Origin of the sequence: Proteiniphilum acetatigenes DSM 18083 (assembly GCF_000380985.1) — a bacterium.
Taxonomy (GTDB): Bacteria; Bacteroidota; Bacteroidia; order Bacteroidales; family Dysgonomonadaceae; genus Proteiniphilum; species Proteiniphilum acetatigenes.
This window is the reverse complement of sequence record NZ_KB905698.1, coordinates 74,030-86,702: the sequence shown is the minus strand read 5'-3', so window position 1 is coordinate 86,702 and position 12,673 is coordinate 74,030. Positions and strand designations below refer to the sequence as shown.

Below are 12,673 nucleotides of genomic sequence, written 5' to 3'. Positions count from 1 at the left end.
GAAAACCCTGCGAAGAAAGAAAATCCACCCTCACAGCTCATAGGGATGGAAAGCTCTCTTGATGTGGAATAAGAATTAAGAATAGTGAAGAAAGAGCAAAATTATTTGCCGATACAAATAGATTATTTTACATTCGTACCGGAATATGAGATTATTTTCAACAATTTTATATTCTGTTTGTTTTACTTGCATTAAAATTAATCATATGAACATAATAAAAAGAATTGGCGCATTGATCGCCGTGATTGTAACAACTATGAGTCTGAATGCGCAAACTATTGCAGGTGACTGGAAAGGCACCCTTTCGGTGCAAGGGATAGATCTGGAACTGATTTTCCACCTTACCGGGGAAGACGGGAATTTATCCGGTACAATGGACGTCCCTATGCAGGGAGCGGCCGGCATACCGGTAGATGTGGCAGAACTGTCGGATAATCGGCTCAAACTGGGAGTGACTGCGGCACAGATCGTTTATAATGGAGAACTGCAGGGAGACAGTATTACCGGAAACTACGAGCAGGCCGGAATGACTCTCCCGCTTACTTTAAGACGGTTTGAAAGTAAACTTCCCGGGAATCCCGATCTGGTGACGAATGAAGAAGAATTGCGTAAACTGGTCGACTTCGATAAGGGAGATTATAAATACAGTGTGGCCGATTACTTTGCCCGGCCCAATGCATCGGCATTCCAGTTATCACCAAACGGAAAGTATCTGTCGTACAAAGAAAAGGATGGACTTAAAAACCATGTTTATATAAAAAATCTTGCCTCCGGAGAGGTGATTCGTGCCATCGAAGAAAAAGAGGAGCCGATCAAAGGATACGGATGGATCAACGACGATCGTTTGTTTTATGCGATGGACAACGGGGGAAATGAAAACTACCATATTTACGCGACAAATATCGATGGGGGAAATAGCCGTGATCTTACTCCCTTTGAAGGTGTAAGGGCGGGAATCATCTCTCTCCTGAAAGATCAGAAAGATTACATTATCATTTCGATGAACAAAGATAATCCGCAGATATTTGAGCCTTATAAACTGAATGTGGTAACGGGTGAATTGGAAAAACTCTACGAAAACAGTGATGTCGCTAATCCTATCCAGGGATATGATTTTGACAAAGAGGGCAATTTGCGTGCCTATACCAAAATGGTAAACGGAGTGGAAATGGAGTTTTATTATAAAAATACGGAAACAGGAGATTTCGAGTTGAAGAAAAAAACGAACTGGGACGACAGCTTCTCGATCATCGCCTTTAATTACAATACGTCCGATCCCGATGATGCCTATGTGGTTACCAACCTCGACGGAGATAAAACCCGTATCGTTCTCTACGACCTGAAAAACAACCGTGAAATAAAAGAAGTATTTTCAAACCCTCATTATGATGTAGCCGGTATGGGGCTCTCTCGTAAACGCAACTACGAAATTGATTATTTCAGCTACGAGGGAGAAAAATCGGAAATTATCCCAGTGAGTGACCTCTACAAGGAAATCGATGCCGGAGTGAAGCAGCACTTCCCCGGAAAGATATATGGTATTGCTGATTATGATGACGATGAAAACACATTCCTGATCATCCTGCAAAGCGATAAGTTGTATGGAAAGTACTATGAGTACGACGTAAAAACAAAACAGTTTACCCTGTTATACGACCTGATGCCGCAACTGAAGGAAGAGGATATGGCGGAAATGCGTCCTATCACCTTTAAGAGCCGTGACGGACTGACGATCCACGGATATATCACACTCCCGAAAGAGGCACTGGAAGGTAGAAGAGTGCCTATGATCGTGAATCCGCATGGCGGTCCGCAGGGAATCCGCGACTCGTGGGGATTTAATCCCGAAACGCAATTGTTTGCCAGCCGCGGCTATGCCACCCTGCAGGTGAACTTCCGTATCTCGGGCGGATATGGTAAAGAGTTTCTACGTGCCGGTTTCAAGCAGATCGGCAGGAAAGTGATGGATGATGTGGAAGATGGTGTACGCTATGCCATTGCACAGGGTTGGGCAGATGAAAACAAAATCGCAATCTATGGAGGCAGCCATGGTGGCTATGCTACCCTGATGGGGCTTGTGAAAACTCCTGATCTCTATACCTGCGGGGTAGATTATGTGGGTGTATCCAATATCGAAACTTTCTTTTCGTCATTCCCGGAATACTGGAAACCGTTGACCGAAATGGTGAAGCAGATATGGTACGACCTGGATGATCCCGAAGAGAAAATTATCGCCCGTGAAGCTTCGCCGGTCTACCAGATCGATAAGATCATCAAACCGGTCTATGTGGTGCAGGGTGCTAATGATCCACGTGTGAATATCAACGAATCCGACCAGATCGTGACGGCATTGCGTGCAAAAGGCCTGGAAATACCTTATATGGTGAAATACAACGAAGGGCACGGCTTCTATCGCGAAGAGAATCGTATGGACTTTTATAGTACCATGCTGGGATTCCTGGCGAAATACCTCAAGTAGGATTGGACTACTGATTAGTTTGGTTGTCTTGTGATTTGTCAGATGATGAATGTATATGAATAAATGTTATTTACTGGGTGTATCTTTATTTTTTTAGTTTTTTATGTATCGGGAAAGGGGCATCAACCCGGCCCGGATAACGGTCTGAAAGAATGGCAGGTAATTTACTGGAACGGTGCAGAATGGGAGAATCATAAGATTGCCACATCCGACCATAATTATGACACCGGTAGTATCTGGGCCGATAAAAAGCAATGGACAGTGGTTGCACCGACTGAAAATACTCCCCAGCAATGGGGTGGTGGAGATAGTAAGGGAAATGTTTACCCTTTACCCTACAAAATGACCGGAGAAGTACAGAAAATGGAAAAAACCACTTTATTTATAAATCGGTGAAACCAATTTTTCGGGCTCTTTTTCCAAGCTTTGGGCAACCCATCTGATACCACGTTTCATGATTTCGAGTGCTTCGGGAACATTAAAATCGCTGGCAACGTGTCCCAATGAAGAGTAGAAAATGCGCCCTTTTCCGTACTGTTTTTTCCACACTACGGGCATTACGGCTCCTTCAATCCAATAGTCGTGCTCTCCCGAGAATGTGGTCGTTGCCAACACTTTTATGTTTGGGTCGATATGCATGTAATATTGTTCCGATTTCATGTCAAAATCGTTTAATCCTTTGGTAACAGGATCTTCTTTGTCGGTGATATTCACCGTGTATGATATGATATTTCCAGGGTGGGCAACCCATTGTCCGCCAATCATATATTGAAAATCAACGTTGTTCCGGAAAGAGTCTCCTGTCCCGCCGTGCCAGCCTGCTAACCCCACTCCCCGTTTCACAGCATTACGCAATGCTTTGTCTTGTGAACCGGATATTTCTCCCTGTGTATAATGTTGTATGATCAAATCGATATTGGCCATTAATGCAGAGTCTTCATAGCAGGAGAGTTGATCGAATATAAAAACTTCCGCACCTTCCGATTTTAACCAAGGTACGAATATATCCCGGCACTTTTCGGGTTCGTGGCCTTCCCAGCCGCCGTAAACGTACAACACTTTTTTACCGTGCAACGAGTTTTCGGTTATTTTCAGGTTATTGGTTGCCTTAATATTGGCTGCGCAAAACATTACTGCTACAAAAGCGATGATTATTTTCCTGTAAGATTGCATACAATTCATTTTTTTAGGGTTTCAATTATCACATTAACTCATTATCAAATCATCCTATCCCGATAGGGTAGTTTATAAGGATTCCTATATTCGTAGTAATATAAACGATGAGCTTCAGCCTCTTTGTCATCGAAATATCTCTTGGTTACCGGATCCCATTTTACCGGGCGTCCGAGTTCATGGGCGATATTCACATTACAGAAGAAGATATTGGTAGAAGCGCCTGCTTCAACAGGTGCGATAGGTTCTTTCCGGGATCTCACACTGTTGATAAAGTCCTGCATATGCGGGGCACTCACTTCGTATTCTCCCGCGGCAAAAATTTGTTCCGATTTTTGCAGAAGGTTCGGATCGGAACATTCAATATAGCCTCTTGCCACTTTCAACCACGCTTTTTCGCCGATGAAATTGATACCTTTATCATCCGGTTTGTCCTCACGGAAAGGTTGTTCGGTTACTACCTGTCCGTTGGTATATTTCATTGTGGCGTATTTCGTTCCATTATATCCGGCAGGTATGTATTCCACGGGCGTTAATCCGTCCATACCCAATGCTGCCTGTGCAATGTCGAAATGGTGAGCGCCCCAGTCACCGATGAATCCGTTGCCAGTCTCCCTGTAGTAACGCCATACTGCCCAGTCGCCCGTTTCTTTGAGTTCAGGGTAAGTGATAGGCGGACACATTTTGTGATTGTAATGCACTACCGGAAAGTTTAACGGGCCAAGCCACTGGTTGAAGTTCAGGTTAGAGGGTACCGGTTCCTCCGGCAGGTTAAAAGGTGCAGGTGGTTCACCGACTCTCACATGTACTTCTTTTACATATCCGAGACTTCCGTTTCTTACCATGGAGATGGCTGTTTGAAATTCTTTGCTTGATCGCTGTTGGCTGCCTATCTGTACAATGCGGTTATTGTGACGAACTGCTTTGACTACAGCCAAACTCTCGGAAATATTGTACGACAATGGTTTTTGACAATAGACATCTTTGCCGGCCTGACAAGAGTGGATTACATTCAGTGCATGCCAATGGTCGGGAGTGGCGATGGCAATAGCATCAATATCTTTACGTTCGAGGAGTTGTTCATAGAATTCGTATGTATCGCATCTTTCGGGCATGCCTTTGGATTTTTGCCATGCGGTGACAGCTTGCCTGAAACGATCATTTTTGATAGAATCCACATCACAACCGGCAACCACCTGTACGCCGGGACAGTGGGTGAAGGCGTGGAAGTCGCCTATACCTTGCCTCCCCAAACCAATGAAGCCCAAAACCACCCTGTCACTCGGTGCTATTCTAACCCCATTCATTGTCCAACTCGGTAATATCGTCAGACTTGTTAATCCCAATGCGGATAAACCCAGGAATTCTCTTCGTGTTACTTTTTTTGATTGATTTTGCATACGATTTTTTATTTTAGACACAAGAACCAAGACTTATTAAATTAAAAATTAAAATTAAAAGTGAAAGTGAAAAATTTGGGATCTCAAACTTATGTCATATTGATCCATTGGTAATTAGCAATTTGTACTGTTGCGTTTGTTAAAAATTTTCTCCTCTTCATATACAATGATATAGCTGATGGTTATTTTGCAAAAAATGCGTCAAAAGCATGTTTTGACATCTGGAAATCGATCCGTTTGGTAAATTTACAAGACTCACGCGCACCGTGTTCACGATCCATGGCACTATCTTCCCATTCTATTGAAAGTGGTCCTTGATAACCGATAGCATTGAGTGCACGGATAATTTCTTCAAAGTTGATCCTGCCTCTCCCTACACTTCTGAAATTCCAGTAACGCCGGGGATCGCCGAAAGGTACATGCCCGCCGAACACGCCTACTTGTTTGGGGGTATCACTCCAGTGCACATCCTTCATGTGGACGTGGAAGATACGATCGGGGAACTGGTAAATAAAGTCCACGTAATCCACGCCCTGGTATCCCATATGGCTCGGATCGTAATTGAAGCCGAAAGCAGGGTGATGATCCACAGCTTCCAATGCCTTGCGGGCTGAAAATGTATCAAATGCAATTTCGGTAGGATGCACTTCCAATGCAAAACGGACACCCAGTTTTTCAAATTCATCGAGAATGGGGATAAAACGGCGGGCAAATTCTTTATAGCCGTCATCAATCATGGATCCGGTAACAGGCGGAAATGAATAAAGCAAATGCCAGATTGGACTTCCTGTAAATCCTACCACCGTGTTTACACCTAATGACCGGGCCGCTTTTGCCGTTAATATCAACTCTTCGGCAGCACGTTGGCGGACACCTTCGGGATCACCGTCACCCCAGATGTAAGCGGGTAAAATTCCTTTGTGCCGTTCATCGATCCGGTCACATACCGCTTGTCCTACCAGATGGGAAGAAATTGTGTGTAGCTGTAACCCATTCTTTCCCAAAAGATCTTTGATACCTTTGTAATATTCCGGATCGGTTTGTCGCACATCCAAATGATCAGGCAATCCTAATTCAAGCCCGTCGTAGCCAAATTCTTTCGCTTTGGCACATACGTTTTCCAATGATAGATCTCCCCATTGAAGAGAGTAGAGTGTTACTGGTCGAGGCATTTTTATGTAAATTATAGGGTTAATAATCAGTTGTTTTCCGACAACAATAACTGTCCTTGACATTGCCTTGGATTGAATGAAATAAAGGTACTCTTTTTATCGGATTGACATCCTGTTATTAAATAATTTTAACTGTATTGATTTTTTATCATATGCTCATACAATTTGTGAATTTACATGCCGGCAAATTTTGCCACTTCACTCATGGCGGATTATCCGACACTTTGGACATTACAGTGCTCTATTTACCTCCGCTGTTTTTCTCATCTTTTCCCCGTTTTAGTTGTTTTTAATTCCTTCCGAGGGTGGCGCATCCTGCGGGGTGGCGCCCCATGACCTGTTGGCTTTATCGCCCATCACAAGCTCTAATGTCCCGCCGTTTCTGATGTCTTCGTGATTAAACCAGGGTTTTGTCCATTCTTTCCCATTCAGCCGTGCCGATTGAATGTATTTGTTATTCTCGCTATTGTTTTGGGCAACAATACGCAATGTTTTGCCATTACTCAACTGCATGGTTACCTCGTCAAAAAACGGGCTTCCGATATTGTATGTCGGACTACCCGGCGTTACCGGATAGAATCCCATTTGTGAAAACACCACGAAAGCCGACATTCCGCCGCCGTCTTCATCACCCGGAACACCCATCAGGTCGTTCCTGAACCATTCGGTTACCAGTTTGCGAATGCGCTTTTGTGTTTTCCAGGGTTCTCCTGCATAATTATAGAGATAGGGGATGTGTAGCGATGGTTCGTTTGCCATTGAAAATTGTCCTACATTTCCTGTTTGGTCGGGCAGTTGGGCATAGAATCCATATTTACTTTTTCCAAGTGGTTCGCGGAACGTTTGGTCGAGATTCTGAATAAATTTTTCACGTCCTCCCATCAGATGGATCAGGTCGGCCACATTATGTTGCACATCCCAACGATAGGTCCAGGCATTGTTTTCTCCATAATATTCACGTGCGCCCATTCCACCTGAAAATTTGTAATCGAAAGGCTCGATGAAGTTCCCCTGTCTATCTTTCGGGTGAAAGAAGCCAGTTTCCGCATTATAAAGATTTCGATAGTTGTATGACTTTTCCAGGAAATAAGCATAATCTTCCATTTCTCCTAATTCTTTGGCTATCTGTGCCAGACACCATTGGTCATAAGCTGTTCCGAGCGTTACGGCTACAGGTTGGCGTTTTTCAAAACCATGCACTTCAGGGATCGTTTCCTTCTCGCCCTCTCTTAGTGCGGGAATATACCCGTTCTCGTGATAAAACCGGTCCAATTCGCCTGACGGCTTTGCCGACCAGGGAGCCAGCGTTTTTTCCATTATGGCGTTTCGCATAGCCGGATATTTTTTAGCGAGGTCGATATTCTCCAGTCCCTTTATGTATCCGTCAATTACAGTGGCAATGCCGTGATTGGAGTTCATCCGGCGGCTATCGCCCGTAATTTCGGGGAAAGTAGGCCACCAAAATTCCGACATTTGTTCCGCCATCCGCAAGAAAGAGTTGAGGATATCGCTTTCCATATCGGCCTCTATCAGGACACGAAGCGGGTGTGTGGCACGGTAAGTGTCCCAGATCCAATCATCGGTGTAAAAAGGTGTTCCGTTGTCATTATGGATATTTCCGTCGAAAGCGCTGAAATAACGTCCGTCTTCCGATATACAAACCGGACGCTCGTAGGTTCGGTACAGTGAGGTGTAGAAAACAGCCCTGTCGTTTTCCGAACCTCCGTCCACTTTAATTTTTCCCAATGTTTCGTTCCACACTTTTCGTCCTTTTTCCGCTACAGCTCTTGCATCGAAATCCGGTATTTCCCGGGAGAGATTTTTCTTTGCCTGTTCGGCATCGATAAACGAAATTCCGTAACGTAAATTCAACCGCATGGTGTTCGGCGGGTAAGATAATACAATATGGGCATTTGTGCCCGATGCTGTTTCGTTCTTTACACTTTGAGGTTGCACATCGGGCTCCATATAGACGAAAATCCGGGTATTGTTTTGAAGTTGCTGATAACCCGAAAATGCTTTTCCATCCCATTTCAACTCACCTCTTCTTGAATTGAGGATCACAAACAAAGGATCTGTCCGGTCGAAATCCAGTTCATAGATACCTGATTGATTGGAGACGGCGTAATAGACGCTTGTTTCTTCTTCATCGAGATAGACAGAATAGTCATAAGGGGTGATTTTTTCCCTGTCATAGCTGTAAGGGATAACCGGTTTCAACTCCGATTCGATTCCATGGAAAGTACTTAAATTGAAAGCCGAACTTCCACGATGGCTTGTAACCGCGATCGGTAAACCATGCAACAGGTCACTGGTATAATCAGCCCGTTCGGGATATATACGCAACATACTGTTAGGAAGGTGAACTGTTGGATACGTGGGCACAAGCATATGACTGATATTACCCATATAGGGATTGACATAATCTACCAATCCCTTTGGTTCTGCAATCAATTGTACATTGGAGGAACATTTGAGCGATAAAGCGATCGTAATAAAAAAGAATAGTTTACATGCTCGTTTCATATGCTTAAAATTTTTGTTTTATTTCATTGCTTACATCATAAATCGTTCCCGCTGTGGTTGGGAAAGAGAACATTTTTCCATTGTATTTCACCCTACAGTTGTTTCCTGAACCGGAGGTGATCCATAGTGATATTATTTTTCCATTTTTCCATTCTGCTTCTATTTCAAAATTTCCCCGGGCTTTGATCCCTTTAAAGCTGCCGCTGGCCCAGGCATCAGGGAGTGAAGGCAATAATTCGATATAACCGCCGTGACTTTGCACGAGCATCTCGGTCATTCCTGAAGTAGCGCCAAAGTTCCCGTCGATCTGGAAGGGTGGGTGGGTATCGAACAGATTTGCCAGTGTAGATTCTTTCAATATTTCCTGCACCAGTTTATGAGCACGGTCACCGTCATGCAGTCGTGCCCAGAAATTGATTTTCCACGCTTTACTCCAGCCTGTACCCCCATCGCCACGCGTATCCAGTGTGGTTTGCATCGCTTTTGCATATAAATCCTCCTCCGCACTTCTGCCTGATACGATCCTGCTTCCCGGATGCAACCAGTGTAAATGGTTGACGTGCCGATGCCCGTTGTCGCCCGTAATGTCCATCAGCAACTCATCTTTCCATTCCATCAGTTGTCCGGCCAGCCCGATCCCGGGTCCGGCCAACTGATCCTTTGCCTTCTTTATCTCCTGTAATTCCGGAGTATCATATTTTAATGCATCGCTTGCCTTGATTACCATATCGAACAGCTCCCATATAATGGCCTGGTCGGCTGATGCGCCAAGCGAATAGGGGCCATGTTCAGGTGAATAAGAGGGATTCGCGACAAGAGTTCCGTCGCGGGAATCGCGCCAGAGGTTATCTACCCAGAATAATGCGGCATCTGCCATAATCGGGTAATAATCTCTCAGGAATTCTATGTCCTGATTGAACTGATAATACTCCCAGATATCCTGGCACATCCAGGCGGCGGCAGCCGGAAAATAAAATGCTGTGTACCAGTTTCCGGGGGCGGTATTACCCCAGATATTATTTTCATGATGAATGACCCAGCCTCTCACCGGACTTCCGTCTTGTTTACAATAATAATGTTGCGCGGTAAGTCTTCCCCGTGGAACAAGGCTTTTGGTGTATTCAATGACCGGTATATGGCAGTCGGACAGATTGGTTTGTTGGGCCAGCCAATAATTCATCTGGACATTAATGTTGGTATGATAGTCGGCATTCCATGGAGGGGTTAATCCTTTTGCCCAGATCCCCTGAAGATTGGCGGGCAATGAGCCTTTTCGGGAAGATGAGATCAATAAATAGCGTCCAAACTGATAATACAACTGCTCGAGGTATAAATTTTCTGCAGGTGTATTGGTACCGTCTTTATATCCTTTTAATAGCTCATCAGTAGTCTTATTGTTGATGTTAGCCGCATTGCCCAATGAAATACTCATCCTGTCGTACAGTGATTTATAATCCCGAATATGTGTATCCAACAATTGGGTATAGGTTTTTTGAGCTGCTTTATGTATTGTGTTTTCAACTGTGTTGCGGGGATTAATGCCGGAAAAATAATTGAAATCAGCGTTCATCGACTGATGGTAATTGGTTGCGGCCGAGGAGATCAGCAATATTTCGTCGGCATTCTCCACCTTGATTTGGTTACCGTCATTACTTATCGCTCCACCCGTAGGGATGATTATCATTTGCTGGACAAACTTCAAGCCGTCGTCACCATGGTCAGCCGGCCTCCCTTCCATAGTAATTATGTTATCTGTCACGTTCATATGGATGCTTTCCTGCGGTGATGTGAAATAAAATGTATGTGAAAGTGAACCTCTTTTATCAGCCGTAAGGCGAATGACAATTATATTGTCGGGATGGCTGACGAAATATTCACGTGTGTAATTTATTCCATTTTGGAGATACGTCGTTTTAGCAACCGCATTATCGATATCCAGTTCGCGCGCGTACCGCGAATAACCGGCAGATGTCGCCGGATTCGAGCCAATATGGATGTTGCTCAATTGCTGATAGGATCCAAAATCGTCTCTGTTCCCTGTCAGGTCTAGGATATGGCTTTTCAACTCGTCGTCTTCAGGAGCATAATCATGTGCGATAACTTTTCCGTTTGCATCTATTCCTGCGGACTGTGTAGCTGTGAAATCCGTCATTTTCTCCTGCAAAGTATTTCTGATATGTTGCAAAGTGCGATGGTTTTCAGCAGGCGTTCTCCGGTGCCCGCCGTTGTAACCGGGATTTTTACCCGGTCCGCCTGACCATAATGTTTTTTCATTCACAAGAATAACATCTTCGTCGACACCCCCGAAGACCATTGCACCTATGTGGCCGTTGCCAATCGGCAGAGCTTCATTTTCCCAATTTGTAGCGGGAGAATTATAGTGCGTCTTTAATGCGGGATTCTGCCCCCAGGCCAATACTATACTGCCTGTCAGGAAAAAAGATGTGATCAGTTTTTTTAGTTTCATTTTATTTAGAATTAAGACTCTTAGAGTCATGAATCAAGACTTCTTAAACTAAAAGTGAAAAATGAAAAATTTGGGATCTCGGACTTATGTCGCATTGATCCATTGGTAATTAGTAATTGGTAATTGCTAATTCAAATCACTTTTCCACTTTCCCACCTTTCCACTTCATTTAATGCTGCGGATGTTGGTTATTTAGCCGCAGGCCAAGGCCTAACATCAGGTAGTTAGGCGTATCGAAATTCTGCAGGTTATACCCGATATGGATGAACGAGTGACGCGTGACTTTTATTTTTAAAGCCAATATTTGATAAAACCCTTTAAGGTCACCACCGCCGTGCAACAGGTTGGCCCCGATACCCACTCCCACATCGAAATAGGGCATCACATATTCTGCCCGTGCGGAAAGTCCCAGCGCCAGTTGTTTATTCACCGCAGGTTTATAAAATGTATATCCGGGATTTGGGTCGCCGTAGGAGGTGATGTAATCTTCGGTATATATGTTGGCGCTGCTGTCATATATCCCGTCCAACGATGCCCCTACCCGAAGTTTGTATCCCACATTGTACATGGGGTTGATGTTGAATCCAAGCACGGTGTACTTGTCAGGCGAAGCCATTGGTTCCCCATCGAAGACTATCCCTTTGCGCCGCCAGGAGCCGAATAATACTACGTCGTAACTGATATGGCGGGGAAAATCTCTTATAAGAGAGGTGTAACCGGGCAAGCCTTGTGAGAGGTAGTTTACCTGCCGGTTGATATTATAGGTGATCCCCGCTTTTATGTCTGTCGCATTCAATCCTGCATTGGGGAATTTAGTATTTCCGTTGGAGAAATGGGTGAAAGTGACGCCGTAAATAAGATCGAAATACCGGGAAAGAAGATGCCTGAAATAAAAGTTTACGTTCATATAGGCGTTGACCTTTGATCCGACCATTCCGTTGTAAGGATTTTTGTCATAGTCGTAAGGATTCCATCCGGTCGACAGCCCGAAATTCCATTCATAATCGAACGACAAGCGAGGAGTGATCTCGGCAAGGGTAGCTCCCTGAAACAGATAGGCCGCTTTCGGGTTCCCGATCTCACGGGAATTTTCAAAGTTATAATAGGCAAACCCGATTCCTTGATAAGCGCCGCGGTAGATCTGTCCGGTACGGCTGTCGGGATGGAACTGAAAAGCATATTTCAGGTGAGAGGAAAAGGCATACCTGATCGGTCGGGATTGCTCATTCTCTCCCCTCAGGAATTTGTTGGTGGGAATGATGTAACCCGGACGGCCTCCTATTTCTAACCGGTGAATAAGAGTTGGCCGGTCGGAGTAAACCGAATCGGGATAGAGTTGTGACCGCACGCCTCCTGTGTTCCAGAAAAACAGGATGGTAAGAAGGAGTATGCTTCTATTGATCTTTGTTTTGCTCATAGCGCTTCCGATATGGCAGATCCCGGACTTCCGACTGAA

General features: G+C 44.6%; 8 protein-coding genes. 2 read left to right on the top strand and 6 right to left on the bottom strand.

The window, feature by feature from the left end; translation table 11 throughout:
* Nucleotides 1–205 precede the first annotated feature (205 nt).
* Nucleotides 206–2,479 (top strand): S9 family peptidase, encoded by a 2,274-nt coding sequence (locus tag F597_RS0112150; RefSeq protein WP_245542035.1) that lies wholly within the window; start codon nucleotides 206–208, stop codon nucleotides 2,477–2,479.
* Between the two features lie 63 nt (nucleotides 2,480–2,542).
* A complete protein-coding gene (locus tag F597_RS0112145) occupies nucleotides 2,543–2,875 on the top strand; it encodes a hypothetical protein (RefSeq protein WP_019540022.1) in 333 nt (110 codons plus the stop codon).
* Here F597_RS0112145 and F597_RS0112140 read toward each other — a convergent pair.
* The 6 genes from F597_RS0112140 to F597_RS0112115 all read right to left on the bottom strand — a co-directional run bounded on the left by F597_RS0112140 (nucleotide 2,858) and on the right by F597_RS0112115 (nucleotide 12,634).
* A complete protein-coding gene (locus tag F597_RS0112140) occupies nucleotides 2,858–3,652 on the bottom strand; it encodes a ThuA domain-containing protein (RefSeq protein ID WP_019540021.1) in 795 nt (264 codons plus the stop codon). The genes F597_RS0112145 and F597_RS0112140 overlap by 18 nt on opposite strands.
* Nucleotides 3,653–3,696: 44 nt before the next feature.
* Complete coding sequence (locus tag F597_RS0112135) at nucleotides 3,697–5,052, bottom strand: Gfo/Idh/MocA family protein (protein WP_019540020.1); 1,356 nt, start codon at nucleotides 5,050–5,052, stop codon at nucleotides 3,697–3,699.
* A gap of 182 nt (nucleotides 5,053–5,234) precedes the next feature.
* Nucleotides 5,235–6,224, bottom strand: a complete 990-nt coding sequence (locus F597_RS0112130; RefSeq protein WP_026327399.1) for a sugar phosphate isomerase/epimerase family protein — start codon at nucleotides 6,222–6,224, stop codon at nucleotides 5,235–5,237.
* 279 nt (nucleotides 6,225–6,503) lie between these two features.
* Complete coding sequence (locus F597_RS0112125; RefSeq protein ID WP_019540018.1) at nucleotides 6,504–8,750, bottom strand: GH92 family glycosyl hydrolase; 2,247 nt, start codon at nucleotides 8,748–8,750, stop codon at nucleotides 6,504–6,506.
* 4 nt (nucleotides 8,751–8,754) lie between these two features.
* Nucleotides 8,755–11,217, bottom strand: coding sequence for a glycoside hydrolase family 95 protein (locus F597_RS20735; protein WP_019540017.1), 2,463 nt, complete (start codon nucleotides 11,215–11,217; stop codon nucleotides 8,755–8,757).
* 169 nt (nucleotides 11,218–11,386) lie between these two features.
* Entirely contained in the window at nucleotides 11,387–12,634 is a 1,248-nt protein-coding gene (locus F597_RS0112115) for an acyloxyacyl hydrolase (RefSeq protein WP_019540016.1), read from the bottom strand.
* Nucleotides 12,635–12,673 lie beyond the last annotated feature (39 nt).

What these genes read in the sequence shown, in the direction of transcription:
- F597_RS0112150 (WP_245542035.1), top strand. Translation starts at nt 206, where the DNA reads ATGAACATAATAAAAAGAATTGGCGCATTGATCGCCGTGATTGTAACA.
- F597_RS0112145 (WP_019540022.1), top strand. Translation starts at nt 2,543, where the DNA reads ATGTTATTTACTGGGTGTATCTTTATTTTTTTAGTTTTTTATGTATCG.
- F597_RS0112140 (WP_019540021.1), bottom strand. Translation starts at nt 3,652, where the DNA reads ATGCAATCTTACAGGAAAATAATCATCGCTTTTGTAGCAGTAATGTTT.
- F597_RS0112135 (WP_019540020.1), bottom strand. Translation starts at nt 5,052, where the DNA reads ATGCAAAATCAATCAAAAAAAGTAACACGAAGAGAATTCCTGGGTTTA.
- F597_RS0112130 (WP_026327399.1), bottom strand. Translation starts at nt 6,224, where the DNA reads ATGCCTCGACCAGTAACACTCTACTCTCTTCAATGGGGAGATCTATCA.
- F597_RS0112125 (WP_019540018.1), bottom strand. Translation starts at nt 8,750, where the DNA reads ATGAAACGAGCATGTAAACTATTCTTTTTTATTACGATCGCTTTATCG.
- F597_RS20735 (WP_019540017.1), bottom strand. Translation starts at nt 11,217, where the DNA reads ATGAAACTAAAAAAACTGATCACATCTTTTTTCCTGACAGGCAGTATA.
- F597_RS0112115 (WP_019540016.1), bottom strand. Translation starts at nt 12,634, where the DNA reads ATGAGCAAAACAAAGATCAATAGAAGCATACTCCTTCTTACCATCCTG.